Here is an 18,121-nt window from a genome sequence, read left to right as displayed (position 1 = left end):
TAGCCATCGATTGCTTCGTTAGTACGACAAATCGAGCTTGAGATATGACATGGACATTGCTTTTTAAAGCATTCAGTGATAATATTACTTACAAAAGTAATGCAGCTTTCCTTCGGGGTAGGTGAAATTCCTAACCGGCGGTGATCGGGAGCTGGCGTCAGGGGATATCGTAAGTCATCCCCTGAATGCCGCACTCGTCAGTCCGTGACCCGGTGGATCGACCGTTCATTCCTCATCTGAGGTTGACCGGAAGAACCAACGGTGGACCTGGTGCAACTCCGGGACCGACAGTACAGTCTGGATGGGAGAAGGAGATGCTTGAAGATTTCATATTCTGCGGCTAGCAGCGATTGTTCTTTTTTTCACAATTCTGCAGCTTGTTTGAATTTGCCATCATCATGTATCCCGATATCACCCACCCCCGGAGGCAGCTGCCCCGGGGGTGTCTGCATTGATCGATATTATTAATGATGAGTATTATATGCGGCTGGCGATCGATATTGCGGCCAAAGCCAAGGGCCAGACCGGGATCAACCCCGTTGTCGGCTGCGTTGTTGTCAAAGCGGGCCGGATCATCGGTATCGGCACGCATCTGAAACGGGGCTCCGGTCATGCAGAGGTTCACGCGCTTGACATGGCTGGGGACGAAGCGAAGGGGGCCACCGTCTATGTAACCCTGGAGCCGTGCAGCTATCACGGCAAGACGCCGCCATGCTCGGAGCGTATCGTCGCTTCCCAGGCGGCAAAAGTGGTCGTGGCGATGGAGGATCCCAATCCGAAGGTGGCCGGAAGGGGCATCGCACGGCTGAGAGAATGCGGAGTTGAAGTAAAGGTAGGGGTGCTCGCCGCTGAAGCTAGGCTGCTCAATGAAGCGTTTATCAAATACATCACAACAGGGCTGCCCTTCGTCACGTTGAAAACGGCCAGTACTCTGGATGGCAAGATCGCTGCGAAGAGCGGCGACAGTCAATGGGTGACAGGCCCCAAAGCAAGAGAGATGGTGCATACCTTGCGGCATCAGCATGAAGGTATCATGGTCGGTGTCGGTACGGCGCTCACAGACGATCCGCTGCTCACGACGCGGTTGTCGGTACCGGCGATCAGTCCCGTCCGCATCGTCGCGGATTCTTCTCTGAGACTCCCCAGAACCGCAAGGCTGTTGCAGGATGGAGCTACGCGGACGTATATCCTGACCACGGAGCGTGCCGACCCTGCCAAGATCAAGGCCTTGGAAGCAGCTGGTGCCAAAGTCGTGGCCAGCGGAGCAGGCAAGCATGTTGATCTGAGGAGGGCCATGAAACGGCTGGGCGAGCTGGAGATCGGCTCGATCCTGCTCGAAGGCGGCGGACGACTGAACGGTGCAATGCTGGAGGAAGCGCTGATCGACAAGCTCATGCTCTTCTATGCACCGAAGATTATCGGGGGTGCGGCGGCACCGGTCAACTTCGCCTTGAACGGGTGGGACCGGATGGCGGACGCCGTGCAGATCAGTCAGATGCAGGTAGAGGTCGTGGGAGAGGATGTCTGCCTGAGCGGATATCCGATCTATCCCGGCCAGACCAAACGTTAGGAGGGGAAGCGATGTTCACAGGTCTGATCGAGGAGATCGGCCGGCTGCGGCATACCGGCCGGCAGGGAGAAGCGATGCTGCTCACGATCGATGCAGCCACTGTGCTCACCGATGTGAAGATTGGCGACAGTATCGCCGTCAATGGCGTCTGTCTGACCGTGGTGTCTTTCGATAGAAACAGCTTCACGGTTGATGTGACGCCGCAGACGTATCGTCATTCCAATCTGAAGGCAATGCGAAGCGGCCAGCCGATCAATCTCGAGCGCGCCATGCTCGCCGGGGGCCGTTTTGGAGGCCATATCGTGCAGGGACATGTCGATACAACGGGGGTCATCACGGAACGCAAGCAGGAGGCCAATGCCGTCATCTACCGGATCGCTCCGGCCCAGAAAGCATGCATGCGTTATGTCGTCCCTCAAGGCTCGATTACCCTCGATGGCATCAGCCTGACTGTCGCTGATTCGGGAGAGGACGATCTGACCGTATCGATTATCCCGCACACGCTCATGCAGACGGCGCTTCAGTACAAGGAGAATGGCGATACCGTCAACATTGAGACGGATGTGCTGGGCAAGTACATGGATCATCTGCTGCACTTCGGCAGCCGTTCCGCAGCAGGATCGGAGAATGCGGAGCAGAACGGCAGACAGCCGGCGCGCGGCGGACTATCCGCAGCATTCCTGGCCGATAACGGTTTTTTGTAAGTAGGCATTATGACGCAGGGACATTATTTTGAGAGCCGAAGGAGCGAGGCGAGATGCAGGACGCCATTTCATTTGACGCCATTGAAGAAGCGATTTATGATTTGATTCTGGGCAAGTCGGTCATCGTCGTAGATGACGAAGACCGCGAGAACGAAGGAGATCTGATCGCGCTGGCGGATAAAGCGACGCCAGAGCTTATTAATTTCATGATCAAGGAAGCGCGCGGACTCGTCTGCGTGCCGATTACTCCGGAGCGGGCGGAGGAGCTCGATCTGCCGCCGATGGTGACGCACAATACGGACTATCACGGCACGGCTTTTACCGTCTCCGTCGATCATATATCGACCTCCACCGGCATCTCTGCGCCAGAACGTGCGGAGACGGTACGCCGGCTCATCGACCCGGAGACCAAGGCTGGGGATTTCCGCCGTCCGGGCCACATCTTCCCGCTGATCGGCAAGAAAGGCGGAGTCCTGCGGCGGGCCGGTCATACGGAGGCAGCCATCGATCTGGCTCGGATGTGCGGCTCCAAGCCTGCAGCTGTTATCTGCGAGATCATCAAGGAAGACGGGACGATGGCCCGCCTGCCCGATCTGATCGAGTTCCGGGACAAACACGGACTCAAACTGATCACGATCCAGGATCTGATCCACTACCGCAATGAAAAGGAAAAACTGGTGGAGCGCATCGTCGAGGTGAAGATGCCGACAGACTTCGGTACGTTCCGCGCCGTCGCTTATACCAATGAGGTGGACGGCAAGGAGCATGTCGCGCTCGTGAAGGGACAGATTGATCCGAATCAGCCTGTCTTGGTAAGAGTTCATTCCGAATGCTTGACCGGCGATGTGTTCCATTCGCACCGCTGCGATTGCGGTCCGCAGCTCGCTGCGGCGCTGCAGCAGATCGATGAAGCCGGGCGCGGTGTCCTGCTGTACATGCGTCAAGAAGGACGCGGGATCGGCCTGATTAATAAATTGAAGGCATATGCCCTGCAGGAGCAGGGATTGGATACGGTGGACGCGAATATTAAACTTGGCTTTGCTCCCGATCTGCGGGAATACGGCATCGGAGCTCAGATTCTCAAAGATCTGGGGGTCAGCAAGATGCGCCTGTTGACGAATAACCCGCGTAAGATCAAAGGTCTGGAAGGCTACGGCATCGAAGTTGTGGAACGTGTACCGCTGCAGATGCCCGAGAACGAAGATAATACGAACTATTTGCATACCAAGCAAGCCAGACTCGGTCATATGCTGCGCTTTGACCAAGATGATGACAAAGCATTGAAAATTAATCAAGAGATCGAACAGAAGGAAGGATGATTCATATGACACGCATTTATGAAGGTCAGCTCGTTTCCGAAGGTTTAAAATACGGTATCGTGGTCGGCCGGTTCAACGAATTTATTACGAGCCGCCTGCTGAGCGGTGCGCTTGACGCCTTGAAGCGCCATGGTGCGACGGAAGAGGAGATTGAAGTCGCTTGGGTGCCGGGGGCGTTCGAGATCCCGCTTATTGCCCAGAAGATGGCAGAGAGCGGCAAGTATGACGCGGTGATTACGCTGGGGACCGTTATCCGCGGCTCGACGCCGCATTTCGATTATGTATGCAGCGAGACAGCCAAAGGCGTAGCAGCGATCAATCTGAAGACTGGCGTGCCGACGATTTTTGGTGTGCTGACGACTGACTCGATCGAGCAGGCGGTGGAGCGTGCGGGTACGAAAGCGGGCAATAAAGGCTGGGAAGCGGCAGCCTCTGCGATAGAGATGGCCAATCTAACCAAATCAATGCAAGGTTGAGGATAGCAGGAGGACACTACGGTGACGATGCTCTATAAGCTGGAAACCTTTGAAGGGCCGCTGGATCTGCTCTTGCATCTGATCGACAAGGCCGAGATCGATATCCATGAAGTGTCGCTCAGCGACATCGCGGATCAGTATGTGGCTTATCTGGAGGCGATGCAGGAGCTGGAGCTGGACGTGACAAGCGAATTTCTCGTCATGGCGGCCACCCTGCTCTCCATCAAGAGTCGCCAGCTCCTGCCCAAGCCGCCGATCGTCGATGAGATCTACGATGAGTGGATGGACGACGGGCTCGATCAGCATGACGAACTCATCCAGAAGCTGGTAGAGTATCGGAAGTACAAGCTGATTGCCGAAGAGCTGCGCGCCAAGGAATATGAACGCAGCCTTGTTTTCACGAAGGAGCCCGAAGATCTAACTCCCTTTCTGCCGGAGACGATAGAGAATCCGGTCAAGGGTCTGGGTGTGCCGGATCTGATCGCAGCATTCCAGAAGGCGCTTAAGCGGGCTGCTAGAAGATCGCTGGTCGCAACGGTCAGAAGAGATGAGATTTCGGTGAAAGACCGGATTATCGATATCGTCGAGCTGCTAAAGGAACACCAGATGGTACGCTTCTCGCGACTAGTCCGCAAGGATCTGGACCGGCATGAGATTGTGGTTACGTTTCTGGCGATTCTGGAGCTGATGAAGATGAAGCAAGTTCACTGCTTCCAGCATCAATTGTTTGATGATATTGTGATTCATTGGAGAGGGGAAACGGCTGAGGGTGGACTTTCCAACATTGAAGTCGATTATTGAGGGTTTGCTCTTTATGGTCGGCGATGAAGGCATCACGACGAAGCAGATGGCCGAAGTAACCGGTCAAGACAGCAAACTTATCGCGGAGGCGCTGGCCGGATTGCGCAAGGATATGAGCAGAGCCAAACGGGGGATTCGGATCGCGGAGGTGGCTGGCGCATACCGCTTGACGACGAATCCTGATCATGCCGTGTATTTTGAGAGGCTTGCCCATTCTCCCAGCCGGGCCAGTCTCTCTCAAGCGGCTCTGGAGACGCTGTCGATCATTGCGTACAGGCAGCCGATCACCCGTATCGATATCGAGGAGATCCGCGGCGTCAAGACCGACCGGGCGCTACACACGCTGGTCGGCAAGGATCTGATCGAGGAAGTGGGGCGCGCCGAGGCGGTCGGACGTCCCATTCTCTATGGGACGACACGAGCCTTTCTGGATTATTTCGGCCTGCCTGATCTCGAGTCGCTGCCGGAGCCCTCGGCCATAGATACGGAAGATATGCTCGATGAACAGACGCAAGCCTTGTTCGAGAAGCTCGATGAAAGACAACTGACTTTGGACGAATATACAGCGCAGGGCACAGAGCCAGAAGAAGTATGAGACTAGTCGGATTGGCCAATACTACATCTATCCAGTTTCAGGAAACGGAGTGAACCGCAGGATGCGATGGTTCCCGGATGGATCGATGTGGTGGCTGATCGCGGCAGGTCTCTTTTTTTTGGTTAGTGCCGCTGTCTGCGCCACGCATGTGGTTGTCATCGGCAGGCTGACACGCAAACAGGAGGATGACCAGCTGGCCTTTCATATTCATGGCTTATTCGGCTTGATTAATTCGGTATGGGAAGTTCCGATCATAAAAGTGAGCGGAACTGCGCTTGACATCAAGACCGAAACACATAGCCATGCCGTGGCAGACAAGACAAAAAATCAACGCATCGGAGTCCGTTCGGTGATGCACAGGATCGAGCAACTAGAGCAGCTGCTGCGTGGCACCGACCGGCTATTTGACTGGATCGGCAGGGTTCTCCTTCGTGTCAAGCTGTTAGAATGGCGCTGGCAGACAGCGGTAGGGACCGGGGATGCGATGTGGACGGCGATGGCGTGCGGTACCGTGTGGACAGTCCAGACCACACTTCTTGGCGTCTGTTCTCAGTTTATGCAGTTAAGAACGACGCCGCGGATGACAGTTACGCCGGTTTATAGTCATGTTCATTTTTCAACCGAGTGGTCTTGTATAGCAAAAATCCGCTTCGGTTATGCTATTATTGCCGGACTGCAGTTGCTGGTTCGTATACGAAGGGTGAAAGGAGGCTTCACCACGTGGCAGAACATCCTATTCAAGGGTTAATGCAAACCGCGATGGAAAATATTAAAGAGATGGTTGATGTGGATACGATTGTCGGGAGTCCTGTACAAACTCCGGACGGCAGTGTGATCATGCCGATATCCAAAGTAGGCTTCGGATTCGTAGCCGGAGGAAGCGATATTGGGTACAGCAAATCACAGAATCATGCCGCAGGCAATCATGAGGGGCACCAGTCCGACAATAGCCAGCCGTTTGGCGGCGGCAGCGGCGGCGGGGTGTCGATTACCCCAATTGCTTTTCTGGTTGTCGGCACCCAAGGCGTGAAAGTCGTACCGCTCGACAATCAGACCCACCTCATGGAACGTATGATCGATTCTGCACCGCGGGTCATTGACAAGATCCAGACGATGTTTCGTTCCGATCGTACCCGGGAAGATGAAGTGATCGAAGATCTGGAGGATCTGGTCCATCTCAGCGATGAAAAAGGTCATTTGATCTAGTCTACATCCGGTTAGGCCTAGTCGCAGCTCAGAAAGTGAACGAGCTGCGGCTTTTGGCGCGATTATGACGAATGTACATATCCGGCAGGCCCGTACATATAATGTACAAGAGTGTGCAGCCTTGGAACGCTGCATATAGAAAGCGAGGGTATCCATCACTATGCCATCCATGCTGAAACGCTTGCTGCTCGTCGTCGTTGTCGTAGGTGCCGCGTGGCCGTTACTGCCTGCACTGCAACCAGCGCATGGTGCACCACCAAAGGTTTATACCAATGCCCATGCGGCCGCAGTTATTGATGTGCAATCGGGTCGTATCCTCTACTCGCAGCGGGGAGACGAGCCCAATAAAATTGCCTCCCTGACAAAAATAATGACTGCCATCGTGGCGATTGAGCACGGCAACCTGACGGATATCGTCAAAGCGGGCACAGGTGCCGTCGGCAAAGAAGGATCCTCCATTTATCTCCAGATGGGGGAAGAGATGAGTCTTCATCACATGCTGTACGGATTGATGCTGCGCTCGGGCAACGATGCAGCGACAGCGATCGCTCAGCATGTTGGCGGATCGGAAGAAGGATTTGTCCATCTGATGAATGAGAAAGCGAAGTGGCTCGGACTCGAACAGAGCCATTTTATGAATCCGCATGGCTTGGATCACCCGGAGCATTACTCTTCGGCTAATGACATGGCCAAGCTGACGGCTTATGCGCTGAAAAATGCGAGCTTCCAGGATATCGTCAAAACCAGGGTGAAGAAGGTACCCAACCCGCATGACCCTTGGGACTATACATGGACCAACAAAAACAAAATGCTCTCTATGTACGAGGGGGCCGACGGCGTCAAAACGGGATATACCAAACAAGCCCTGCGCTGTCTCGTATCCTCTGCAACACGCGGCGGGCAGCAAATCGCCGTTGTTACACTTAATGACGGTGACGACTGGGCCGATCACCGCAAGCTGCTGGACTGGGCGTTTGCCAGCTATCCTTTGGTTGATCTGGCCTACAGCAATCAACATATTGCAGGATTTCCGTATCTCGCAGCTGGAAGCTTGCGTTATCCGCTGGCAGCAGGAGAGCAGGAAAGCATAACAAGCAAGCTGGTCGTGACGGACCCGTCCTCCATCGACCACGCGCTCGGGGAGAGAGGCAGACTCGAATTCTATCTGAACGAGAGTTTGGTCGGGGCTGTGCCGCTCAGAGATGCGCCGCCGTCCGAAGAGATGAGACGGACGAACGATCATTCTGATGCCGCACAGGCCACCGTACGCGAGGCCGGCAGGGAAGCTTCCTATTTCTTCACGCTCACACGCGTCTTGTTCACTATGTTCGGAGCGGAGGTAGGACGATGGTAAACTGGATCTGGCTGCTGCTCATTACCGTCAGTGTCATCTTTGGTGCAGCGACCGGCAAGCTCGAAGCCGTGACGGCTGCGGCATTCGAGGGGGCCAAGACAGGAGTGACAGTCAGTTTTGGCTTGATCAGCGTCCTGGTGTTCTGGATGGGCATCATGAGGATCGGCGAGGATGCCGGTCTGCTGCGTAAGCTGGCTGAGCTGCTCAGTCCGCTGGTTCGCTTCCTGTTCCCGGACGTGCCCAAGGGACATCCTGCATTGGGCTACATTATGACCAATATGAGCGCCAACATCCTGGGACTGGGCAATGCGGCAACGCCGATGGGGATCAAGGCGATGCAGGAGCTGCAAAAATTGAATCCGGATAAGGACACGGCGACGCCCGCCATGTGTACGCTGCTCGCACTCAATACGTCCAGCATCACGCTGGTGCCGACCACGCTGATAGCGATCCGCATGAATTACGGTTCGGCCAACCCGGCGGAGATTGTAGGGACGACGCTCATGGCGACTGCGATTGCAACGGCTGCGGCGATCCTGGCGGACCGCTGGTACCGGAGCCGCGCGAAGCAGCCGCCTAACATCAAGCGCCAAGGACCACCCAAGGGTGCGGCTGCGGCTCATCATGCTGCAGCTGCGGGAGGCGCCCCGCAGGATGCGGCATCCTGAGCTTGAACTGGGGGAGGGCTGGCTATGTACGATCTGATCACGATGCTGTCGATCTGGCTTATACCTGCACTTCTTGTTTTTATTCCGCTTTATGCCGCTTTTCGCAAAGTCCCTGTCTATGAATCCTTCGTCGACGGGGCCAAGGGAGGCTTTGACACGGCGATCGCGATCATCCCGCATCTGGTCGGGATGATGGTGGCCATCCAGATGTTCCGGGCATCCGGAGCCATGGAGCTGATGGTGCAAGCGCTGCAGCCGCTGCTAGCGGGTATCGGCATCCCGGGGGAAGTGCTGCCCCTGGGAATGCTGCGACCGCTCACCGGCGCAGGCTCGCTGGCTTATACGACGCATCTGATTGACAGTTACGGCCCAGACTCGATGATCGGCCGGATTGCCTCGACGATCCAGGGCAGTACAGATACAACCTTGTATGTACTGACAGTTTATTTTGGCGCCATCGGCATCCGCAGGACCCGTTATGCGCTCAAGGTCGGCTTGTTCTCAGATGCAGTCGGCTTTATTGCAGCGGTATTTATCTGTTTGTATATCTTTGGTTGACAGGGGCATTGCTCGTCCCGCGCGCTTGTGCTTTGGCCAAGCTGTGGTATGATGTGATTGAGGTGAAAGATTTGGAACGTCTACAGAAAATATTGGCACAAGCCGGGATCGCATCCCGGCGTAAATGCGAAGAATTGATCCTCTCCGGAGCGGTGCAGGTAAACGGAGAAACCGTGAACACACTCGGCGCAAAAGCCGATCCGGCCGAGGACAGCATTACGGTGAACGGCAAGCCGGTCAAAGGCGAAGGCAAGCTCTATCTGATGCTGAACAAACCCAAAGGCGTCATCACGAGCGCGAGCGACCCGAAAGGGCGCAAGGTGGTGGGCGATTTCCTGCCGGGAATCAAGGAACGTGTCTATCCGGTAGGCCGGCTCGATTATGATACCGAAGGCCTGCTGCTGCTGACCAACGATGGCGAATTTGCCAACCTGTTGACTCATCCCAAGCATCACGTACCCAAAACCTATCTTGCCACGGTCAAGGGTATTCCGCACGGGACTGAGCTGGACAAGCTGGCCAAAGGCATCAAGCTCGATGACGGCATGACTGCCCCTGCCCAGGTAGAATATCAGGATATCGACGAGGACAAAAAACAAGCTGTGATCACCATCACGATCCATGAGGGCCGCAACCGCCAGGTAAGGCGGATGTTCGAGGCGATCGGCCACCCTGTGGTCCGTCTCAAGCGTGTCCGCTTTGGCGAACTGGGACTGCTGAACCTGCAGCGGGGCAAGTTCAGACATCTGTCACCAAAAGAGGTTCAGGACTTGCTGGGTCTGGCCCGCAAGTCACATAATGTTCATAAAAAGTGAACCCCGCCCCGGTTTTTAAAGTCTTGTTATTCGCTATAATGTAACTATCATGCATTGTAGCCTAGGTGGTGTATAGCGATGAATTCTTCGCGCAAAAAGATTCAAATTGTTGTACTTCTAGGCGTCTTGCTGATCGGCGGATATGCGATCGGCAAGACGCTGTTTGCAGATGATAACCCGATTCCGCGGGCAGGTGTGGAAGCGCCCGGTTTCTCCCTGCTTGGTGCCGACGGGAACGTGCATCATTTGTCCGATTACAAAGGCAAGGCGTTGGTCATCAATTTCTGGGGCACGTTTTGCCCGCCCTGCGTGAAAGAAATGCCGGAGTTCCAGAAACAGCACGAGAAATGGCGGGACGCCAACTTCGAGATCCTCGCGATCAATCTCAGCGAGACTGATCTGGTCGTCTCAAGCTTCCTTCGACAGTTTGATCTGGAGTACCCGATCCTCAGAGATCAGAACCGGGCTACGGAGCGGCTCTACGGACTGCGCTCGTACCCGACGACGTTCTTCGTCAAGCCGGACGGCAAAATTATGGAAGTCTTCGTCGGCGGCATGACCGAGGAGCAGATCAATGAGCGGGTTGAGAAACTGCTTCAGACATAACGGGACAAGGAGGCCACCCCATTGATTCACAACACCAAATGCGAATGCGGCCATCAGAATAATGTGGGTACGGTGCTCTGCGAATCTTGCGGCAAGCCCCTGGGAGAGGACATGCATTCCCAAGAACCGCTGGAGATGCGCTACGACGGTGTAGCTCGGCGCTCGCAGAAAAGCAACCCCAACTGGATCGACAGGATATGGAATTTTTTCTCTTCCGTCAAAATTGCCGTCTATTTGATCATCATAACGCTCGTCGGTTCGATATTCGGTACCATCCTTCCGCAGGAAAATACGTTCATCCGGGGAATCCCGCAGACTATTACAGTACGAATCACGGCCGGATGGGAGAATTGTATTATGCTCTGGGACTCTCCCGAACCTATGAATCCTGGTGGTTCATCACGCTGCTCGTCATGATCGGCACCTCGCTCGTCATCTGCAGCCTGGACCGGGTGCTGCCGCTCTACCGAGCGCTCAAGAAACAGCAGATCCGCAAGCATCTCAGCTTCATCACCAGACAGAAGGTCGTCTTCACCCGGGATCTGGATGTCCCGGGTGAAGCGTTTGCCCGTGATATGGAGGCGCAGCTGAAGCGCAAGCATTACCGCGTGCATCGGGAAGGGGACGCCTTGCTGGCCGAGAAGAACCGTTTCAGCCGGTGGGGACCCTACATCAACCATATCGGTCTGATCATCTTCCTGCTTGCCGTTCTTGCCCGCAGCATCCCGGGCTGGTACATGGACGAATATGTGACCATCCCTGAAGGTGAGACGGTGCCGATCGAAGGGACTAACTATTATATCAAAAACGAGCAGTTCTCGGTCGATTATTATACGGACGACGAACTTCCCGCCGAGATGCAGGGGCAGCTGAGGCCCAAGCTATACCAGACCAAAGCCGTACTGTACGAATGTACAGCCAATTGCCATGATCTCATCGAGCAGCCGGTTCTCGAAGAAGTGAAGCGGCATGATATCATCGTCAACAGTCCGCTTTCGTACCAGGGACTCAGCGCTTATCAGTTCGACTTCGACGATTCACCGAAGCTGGCCGCCGTTCAGCCATCCCTGATCGACAAACAGACTGGAGAGAATTACGGTTCGTTCGAGCTGCGGATGATCAATCCCGAGCTTCAATACGAAGTAGGACCGTATGAGCTGGAGCTTCGCTCGCAGTATATGGAATTTGCGATCGGGGAAGATGGTGCGCCGACTTCGCTTTCCAGAGATCCCAATGCGCCGGCATTTTTCTTTGTTATCAGAGGACCGGGGCTTGCCGAGGAAGGCGAGACGTATCTGTACTTCCCTCGCCAAGTGGACAAGCAGCGCTTCAGCCAGGATCAAATCAATAGTCATATCTCCGACCGGCTGGAGTTGTCCGTCGGCTCGATGGAGGGCGTGACGTTCGCCGGTGCGACAACATTTCTGAATATCCGGATCGACACGGCGATGCCTTACGTATGGGTAGGGGCGGGCATTTCTATGCTCGGTCTGATTATGGGCTTCTATTGGAATCATCGACGGATCTGGCTGCGTGTCGATAACGGCAAGCTGTCGCTGGGCGCCCACACCAACAAGAATTGGTTCGGCATGCGAAGTGATGTCGCGGCGGCCTTGAACAAGCTGGCGATCGAGGTCGATCCGAAGTCACTGGATAACGGAGGGAAAAATTCGTGAATTGGGTAGAATTTAGCAGTGATGCGTTTATTGCCGCATTCTTCTTGTACTGTTTTGGATTCTTGTTTTATGTGATTGCTGTAGCGGGTAAGAAATGGAGCAATCGCGACCCGGAGCTTCATGCCAAGCGATGGTCGAGAGTCGCTTATATTGTGTCGGCCCTGGGCTTGTTGTCGCATCTGACCTTCTTCTTCACTCGTTGGTACGGCTCCGGCCAGATTCCAACGAGCAATATGTACGAATTTATGACCTTTCTCGGTATGGCGATTATGATCGCCTTCATCATCGTCAATGCGATCTACCGCAAGGCAGTGCTGGGGATGTTCGCGCTGCCGCTGGTTGTACTGATCGTGGCTTATGCTTCCGTCTTCCCGCAGGAAGTGCAGCCGCTCGTCCCGGCGCTCAATTCGATCTGGTTGAAGATCCATGTTACGACGGCAGCACTGGGCGAAGCGTTTTTCGCCGTCGCCTTTGCCTCGGGCTTGATGTATCTGCTGCGGGTCGTCGACTTCAAGGGTACGAGCAAAAAGGCACGCCGCTCGCAGCGTTGGGTTGAGTTTACGCTGTATGTAATCATCGTCATCATCGCTTTCATCGCCACAGTATTTATCTTCCGGGGGATGGGCTACCAAGCTAATTTTACGCAAGAGCTGGTCACTGTCGACAGCCGGGGTGTGGCCAGCACGACTGTGGAGAATGTCGAATACAGCATGCCGCCAATCTTCAAGCCCTATAACAGTGAAGTCGTCGAGATGGATACCTTCCTTGGCATTGCGCAGCCGCTCTTCGAAACACCGGGCTGGATGGATGGGGTCAACGCGGGACGCAAGCTTAATACGATTGCCTGGTCGATCCTGATGGGTTCGCTGTTGTACGGGCTGCTGCGACTCGCGCTGCGCAAGCCGCTTGGAGCGGTGATTCATCCGCTGATGGACGGCATTGACCCTGATGATCTGGATGAGATTACCTACCGGGCTATCGCCATCGGATTCCCGATCTTTACGCTGGGAGCGCTCATCTTTGCCATGATATGGGCCAATATTGCCTGGTCCAGATTTTGGGGATGGGATCCCAAGGAAGTATGGGCTCTGATCACCTGGCTCTTCTACAGTGCCTATCTGCATCTGCGCTTGTCGCGCGGCTGGCAGGGGCAGCCTTCGGCATGGCTTGCCGTTATCGGCTTTGTCATCGTCATGTTCACATTGATCGGTGTCAACCTGATCATCGCCGGCTTGCATTCTTATGCCGGTGTCAACTAGTCTTTTAACTCAGTAGAGAGGGGAGACGCAAGATGTCCGAGCATATGCAGCGTATTCTTGTCGTAGACGATGAAGAGCGAATCCGCCGCCTTTTGAAGATGTATCTGGAGAAGGAAGGCTATCTGATCGAAGAAGCGGAGGACGGCGAGAACGCGCTCCGCATGGCCTCCTCTTCCGATTTTGATCTTGTGCTGCTGGATGTGATGCTGCCGGGAATCGACGGGATCGAGGTCTGTACCCGGCTCAGGCAGGTCAAATCGACACCGGTCATCATGCTCACAGCCAAAGGCGAGGAGATGAACCGGGTACAGGGGTTTGAAGTCGGCGCGGACGATTATGTCGTCAAGCCGTTCAGCCCGCGCGAGGTCATCTACCGGGTCAAAGCGATCTTGCGCCGTTCCTCGGCGACCGCTTACTTGACCAAGGAGGCTAACTCCAGCAATAATATTGTATTCCCGCACCTGGTCATCGAGCATGACGCGCATCGTGTTTCCGCAGGCGGACAGGAAGTCAGCCTGACGCCCAAGGAGTACGAGCTGCTGCACTATCTCGCCATTTCGCCCGACAAGGTGTTCAGTCGGGAAGAGCTGCTGAAGGACGTTTGGAATTACGAGTTTTTCGGTGATCTGCGCACAGTAGACACGCATGTGAAGCGTCTGCGCGAAAAACTGAATAAAGTATCGCCGGAGGCCGCAGCGATGATCACAACGGTGTGGGGCGTCGGCTACAAGCTCGAGGTACCAAAGTAAATGCTCTGGAGAAGTGTAGTCGGCAAACTCTGGATCACGATCATTCTGCTGGTGGCCGTGGTTCTGATTATTTTGGGCGTGTTTTTGCTGGCTTACGTCGATATTGAATTTTTTGATTACGCACACGATATTAAGGTGCTATTCGTCGTCGTAGGCGTCATCGGGTTTCTGTTGACGACGTTCTTTGCTTTTTTCCTCATCACCAAGATTACCCAGCCGCTGCGGATGTTGAAAAAAGCGGCCGACCTGATCGCTCAAGGCGATTACCGCTCACGGGTACAGATCCGTTCATCCGACGAGATTGGCGATCTCTCGCATACCTTTAACCATATGGCTGAAGAGGTGGATACGCTGATCAAGGATCTCTCACATGAGAGAGACCATCTGACAAGCGTACTGCGCAGTATGGCGGATGCGGTGATCACCTTTGACGCGGCGGGCAAGGTTATCCTGACCAATCCGCAGGGACAGCTGCTGATGGAGCAGTGGAACAATCTGGATTGGTCAGACGAATCGGCGAGCTTCGTCTCCTATGGCGATGTGCCGGCACCGCTCTACGATCTATACCGCAAGGTGGTTCGGGAAGGACATGACCAGAGTGACAAGATTAATGTTATGAGCGGAGTCTGGTCGGTGGTCATGGCGCCGCTCAAATCAGACAGTCATGTGCGCGGTGCAGTAGCGGTCATGCGGAATGTTACCGAGGAGTTCAAGCTGGAGAAGCTGCGCCGCGACTTCGTAGCCAACGTCTCGCATGAGATCCGGACGCCGCTCTCGATGCTGCAGGGCTACAGCGAGGCGCTCATGGACGACATCGCGGCATCGCCGGAGGAGCGTCAGGAGCTGGTCCAGGTTATCCACGACGAGTCGCTGCGGATGGGCAGACTGGTCAAGGATCTGCTCGACCTGGCGAGGATGGAGGCGGGACATCTCCAGATGAATATGCAGCAGGTAGACGTCAAGGCACTGATCGTCCGGGTGCACCGCAAGTTCCAGGTGTATGCCAAGGAACGCGGCATTCGTCTGCGCTATGAGTGTGCCGAACTGCCGCTGGAGCTAAAGCTGGCCGACGAAGATCGGCTGGAGCAGGTGCTGACCAACCTGCTGGATAATGCGCTGCGCCACACGCGTGAGGATGCGGCGATCACGATCCAGGCAGACATGATCCGTCACGAAGGCAAGAGCTGCGTCCAGATCATCGTCAAGGACGAGGGCCAGGGCATTCCTCCCGAGGATCTGCCCTTCATCTTCGAGCGGTTCTACAAGGCCGACAAGGCCCGGACAAGAGCAGTCTCCAGCGGCACCGGCCTGGGTCTGGCGATCGTCAAAAATATCGTCGAGTCGCATCGCGGTACGATCCGTGTCGAGAGCCGGCTTGGCGAAGGCACTTCTTTTACGGTGCTGCTTCCTGTCGAAGCGCATTAGCTCTTGTCTGAGTATGGCGGCAATTCTTGTTGTACGTGAAACAAATAGGCATTGCAAAAAAACCACTCTGTGCGCCGGTTCGGCCAGCAGAGTGGTTTTTTTTTGAGCTATTTTTTGGGGGACGCTTAGAACAGGTTGATTTCTTTGGCCTTGTTAATATCTGATAGCTCGGCCAGCTCTTCAATCACGTCTTTGGTTGGGGCTTTGTCTACGGTAAGCACCATAATAGCTGCACCGCCCACAAGCTCCCGTCCAACCTGCATGGTTGCGATATTTACATCCTTGGAGCCTAGCAGCGAGCCGACGCGGCCGATAATCCCCGGTTTATCGTTGTGCGAGATCAGAATCAGATTGCCGCCCGGCGTCACGTCCACCGGGAACTTGTCAATCTGTACGATCCGCGAGCCATATCCGTTCAACAGTGTACCTGCGACATGACGTTCTTTTTCCTTCGTACGGAGTGTCACGGACACGAGGTTCGTAAAGCCCTTGGCTTCAGGCGATTTTTGGACCACGACGTTTACGCCGCGAAGCTTGGCCAGGTGCATCGAATTGACCAGGTTGACTTGTTCCATGCCCAGATGATGCGCGAGCACGCCTTTAACGATATGACGGGTTAACGGCTGTGTGTCTACTTCTGCCAATTCACCGGAGAAGCTGACCGCGATCTCCGAGACGGCGCCCTTGGACAGCTGGGCAACAAAACTGCCGAGCTTCTCGCCGAGGGCGAAGTAAGGCTGCAGCTTGTTCAACAGTTCGCCCGGAATCGGCGGCATGTTCACCGCATTGATGAACGGCTCGTTGCGCAGGATATGCAGCACTTGCTCGGATACGTCGATGGCTACATTCTCTTGAGCTTCTACCGTGGAAGCGCCGAGATGCGGAGTCACGATTACTTTCGGATGCTTCAGGAACGGGTGATCCTCTGCAGGGGGTTCGATCTCGAAGACGTCAAACGCCGCGCCGGCCACGATGCCCTGATCGATAGCTTCGACGAGCGCCTGTTCGTCGATGATGCCGCCGCGGGCGCAGTTGACGATCCTCATGCCGGGCTTCATGACGTCAAACTGAGGTTTGGCGATCATATGCCGGGTCTCCGGCGTGAGCGGCGTGTGGACGGTCATAAAGTCGGCCTGACGGACGATCTCGTCGATACTGGCAAGCTTGACACCAAGTTTGGCTGCCCGCTCTTCTGTAAGGAACGGGTCGTAGCCCAGAATTTCCATACCGAATGCTTTGGCCCGCGCAGCTACCTCGCTGCCGATCCGTCCCATCCCCATCACGCCGAGCACTTTATTGCGCAGCTCGACGCCGAGGAAGGATTTGCGGTCCCAAACGCCGTTGACGGTCTTCATGTACGCTTGCGGGATATGACGGGCGAGCGCCATCATCATCGCAAACGTATGCTCACAAGTCGTAATCGTATTGCCGTCAGGGGCGTTGATGACGATGATGCCGCGCGCAGTGGCGGCCTGCAGGTCGATGTTGTCGACGCCGACGCCGGCTCTGCCGACCACTTTAAGTTGTTTGCCGGCTTGCATGACTTTCTCGGTAACGCGGGTCTGGCTGCGGACGAGCAGCGCGTCGTAGTCTCCGATAATGGCGATCAGCTCATCCTCGCTAAGACCCGGCTTCTTGTCTACCGCCACGTCAGCCGCTTCTACGAGCTGTTGAATTCCCAGATCGCTGATCGGATCCGATACTAGCACTTTAAACATGTAGTTTAAACCTCCTAGATATAATCGCTTCTGTATAAATTTGAAAAACCCCGGTACCCGGCCGTGTGCAGCAGCGGGACGAGGGTCGCTTTCAATTCTGCGGAGTAATACATGCTAATCCTATGACCTCTCCTATTTTATAGCAAGGCTGTGGTAGATTGCAATGCCAAAACTTGAACAAGTTGTTGATATTGGTTATGATGCAAGCAAGCGACCGGCTTCGGCCGCATAACACCGCCGCTACTGAGCGGCATAAGGAGAGAAGGACTTGAGCAACTGGAAAACGATAGATGCTGCTTCATTGAAAAATCAACTGGAGAGCGGCGGACTGGAGGCTTCACAAATTATCGATGTGCGCGAGCCGGCCGAGTGGGACTACTACCATATCGAAGGCTCTGCTCATGTGCCGATGAATACGATCCCTGGCCGACTGGACGAGTTGGATCCGGAGCGGCCGCTTTACATCGTCTGCGCGCACGGGGTGCGCAGTGAGAGGGTATGCGCTTATTTATCGGACCAAGGTTACGGCAAGCTGATCAATGTTGAGGGCGGCATGGCCGCCGTATCGGCGCTTGAAGGCTTCCAATACGACTGAAGGCGAGATCCAGAGCGCCTGGTTGCC

Annotated in this window: 18 protein-coding genes, 1 pseudogene and 1 riboswitch; of the genes and pseudogenes, 18 read left to right on the top strand and 1 reads right to left on the bottom strand. The window is 55.1% G+C overall.

Annotated elements, in window-relative coordinates:
* Positions 1–104 precede the first annotated feature (104 nt).
* Positions 105–317: riboswitch (FMN riboswitch) on the top strand.
* Between the two features lie 137 nt (positions 318–454).
* From ribD to ABC336_RS02245, 17 genes and pseudogenes are all read left to right on the top strand, one after another.
* A complete protein-coding gene (ribD, locus tag ABC336_RS02325) occupies positions 455–1,570 on the top strand; it encodes a bifunctional diaminohydroxyphosphoribosylaminopyrimidine deaminase/5-amino-6-(5-phosphoribosylamino)uracil reductase RibD (protein WP_413242422.1) in 1,116 nt (371 codons plus the stop codon).
* Positions 1,571–1,581: 11 nt separating this feature from the next.
* Positions 1,582–2,274, top strand: a complete 693-nt coding sequence (locus ABC336_RS02320) for a riboflavin synthase (RefSeq protein ID WP_413237122.1) — start codon at positions 1,582–1,584, stop codon at positions 2,272–2,274.
* Positions 2,275–2,327: 53 nt separating this feature from the next.
* Positions 2,328–3,593, top strand: coding sequence for a bifunctional 3,4-dihydroxy-2-butanone-4-phosphate synthase/GTP cyclohydrolase II (locus tag ABC336_RS02315; protein WP_413237121.1), 1,266 nt, complete (start codon positions 2,328–2,330; stop codon positions 3,591–3,593).
* Between the two features lie 5 nt (positions 3,594–3,598).
* Positions 3,599–4,069: a 6,7-dimethyl-8-ribityllumazine synthase gene (gene ribH, locus ABC336_RS02310; protein WP_413237120.1), complete on the top strand. Its 471-nt coding sequence runs from the start codon at positions 3,599–3,601 to the stop codon at positions 4,067–4,069.
* A 21-nt stretch (positions 4,070–4,090) separates the two neighbouring features.
* Positions 4,091–4,870, top strand: a complete 780-nt coding sequence (locus tag ABC336_RS02305; protein WP_413237119.1) for a segregation and condensation protein A — start codon at positions 4,091–4,093, stop codon at positions 4,868–4,870.
* On the top strand, positions 4,839–5,465 hold the full coding sequence (gene scpB / locus ABC336_RS02300; protein ID WP_413237118.1) for an SMC-Scp complex subunit ScpB: 627 nt from the start codon (positions 4,839–4,841) through the stop codon (positions 5,463–5,465). The genes ABC336_RS02305 and scpB overlap by 32 nt, the downstream gene beginning before the upstream one ends.
* 85 nt (positions 5,466–5,550) lie before the next feature.
* Positions 5,551–6,213, top strand: coding sequence for a DUF2953 domain-containing protein (locus ABC336_RS02295; RefSeq protein ID WP_413237117.1), 663 nt, complete (start codon positions 5,551–5,553; stop codon positions 6,211–6,213).
* The gene (gene ytfJ, locus ABC336_RS02290; protein WP_413237116.1) at positions 6,186–6,671 is read left to right on the top strand and encodes a GerW family sporulation protein; all 486 of its coding nucleotides are present in this window, start codon (positions 6,186–6,188) and stop codon (positions 6,669–6,671) included. The genes ABC336_RS02295 and ytfJ overlap by 28 nt, the downstream gene beginning before the upstream one ends.
* 169 nt (positions 6,672–6,840) lie before the next feature.
* On the top strand, positions 6,841–8,025 hold the full coding sequence (locus ABC336_RS02285; RefSeq protein ID WP_413242421.1) for a D-alanyl-D-alanine carboxypeptidase family protein: 1,185 nt from the start codon (positions 6,841–6,843) through the stop codon (positions 8,023–8,025).
* Positions 8,019–8,693: a nucleoside recognition domain-containing protein gene (locus ABC336_RS02280; RefSeq protein ID WP_413237115.1), complete on the top strand. Its 675-nt coding sequence runs from the start codon at positions 8,019–8,021 to the stop codon at positions 8,691–8,693. Before ABC336_RS02285 ends, ABC336_RS02280 begins: the two co-directional genes overlap by 7 nt.
* 24 nt (positions 8,694–8,717) lie before the next feature.
* Positions 8,718–9,251 carry a spore maturation protein gene (locus ABC336_RS02275; protein WP_413237114.1) on the top strand — a complete coding sequence of 178 codons (534 nt, stop codon included), beginning with the start codon at positions 8,718–8,720 and terminating at the stop codon, positions 9,249–9,251.
* A 71-nt stretch (positions 9,252–9,322) separates the two neighbouring features.
* On the top strand, positions 9,323–10,066 hold the full coding sequence (locus tag ABC336_RS02270; protein WP_413242420.1) for a pseudouridine synthase: 744 nt from the start codon (positions 9,323–9,325) through the stop codon (positions 10,064–10,066).
* A gap of 78 nt (positions 10,067–10,144) precedes the next feature.
* A complete protein-coding gene (locus ABC336_RS02265) occupies positions 10,145–10,672 on the top strand; it encodes a redoxin domain-containing protein (RefSeq protein ID WP_413237113.1) in 528 nt (175 codons plus the stop codon).
* Positions 10,673–10,693: 21 nt separating this feature from the next.
* Positions 10,694–12,348, top strand: a pseudogene (resB, locus tag ABC336_RS02260) (cytochrome c biogenesis protein ResB).
* The gene (gene ccsA / locus ABC336_RS02255; RefSeq protein ID WP_413237112.1) at positions 12,345–13,607 is read left to right on the top strand and encodes a cytochrome c biogenesis protein CcsA; all 1,263 of its coding nucleotides are present in this window, start codon (positions 12,345–12,347) and stop codon (positions 13,605–13,607) included. The pseudogene resB and the gene ccsA overlap by 4 nt, the downstream one beginning before the upstream one ends.
* Before the next feature lie 32 nt (positions 13,608–13,639).
* A complete protein-coding gene (locus ABC336_RS02250) occupies positions 13,640–14,356 on the top strand; it encodes a response regulator transcription factor (RefSeq protein WP_413237111.1) in 717 nt (238 codons plus the stop codon).
* A complete protein-coding gene (locus tag ABC336_RS02245; RefSeq protein WP_413237110.1) occupies positions 14,357–15,781 on the top strand; it encodes a sensor histidine kinase in 1,425 nt (474 codons plus the stop codon).
* Between the two features lie 125 nt (positions 15,782–15,906).
* On the opposite strand, the gene serA is transcribed toward ABC336_RS02245, so the two are convergent.
* The gene (gene serA, locus ABC336_RS02240) at positions 15,907–17,499 is read right to left on the bottom strand and encodes a phosphoglycerate dehydrogenase (RefSeq protein ID WP_413237109.1); all 1,593 of its coding nucleotides are present in this window, start codon (positions 17,497–17,499) and stop codon (positions 15,907–15,909) included.
* Positions 17,500–17,767: 268 nt separating this feature from the next.
* Here serA and ABC336_RS02235 point away from each other — a divergent pair, with 268 nt between their 5' ends.
* Positions 17,768–18,094 carry a rhodanese-like domain-containing protein gene (locus ABC336_RS02235; RefSeq protein WP_413237108.1) on the top strand — a complete coding sequence of 109 codons (327 nt, stop codon included), beginning with the start codon at positions 17,768–17,770 and terminating at the stop codon, positions 18,092–18,094.
* The last annotated feature ends 27 nt before the right edge of the window (positions 18,095–18,121 follow it).

This window comes from Paenibacillus jepli, from assembly GCF_047238105.1.
GTDB lineage: Bacteria > Bacillota > Bacilli > Paenibacillales > Paenibacillaceae > Paenibacillus_D.
The sequence above is the reverse complement of the archived record's forward strand: the minus strand, read 5'-3'. Positions and strand labels throughout refer to the sequence as shown.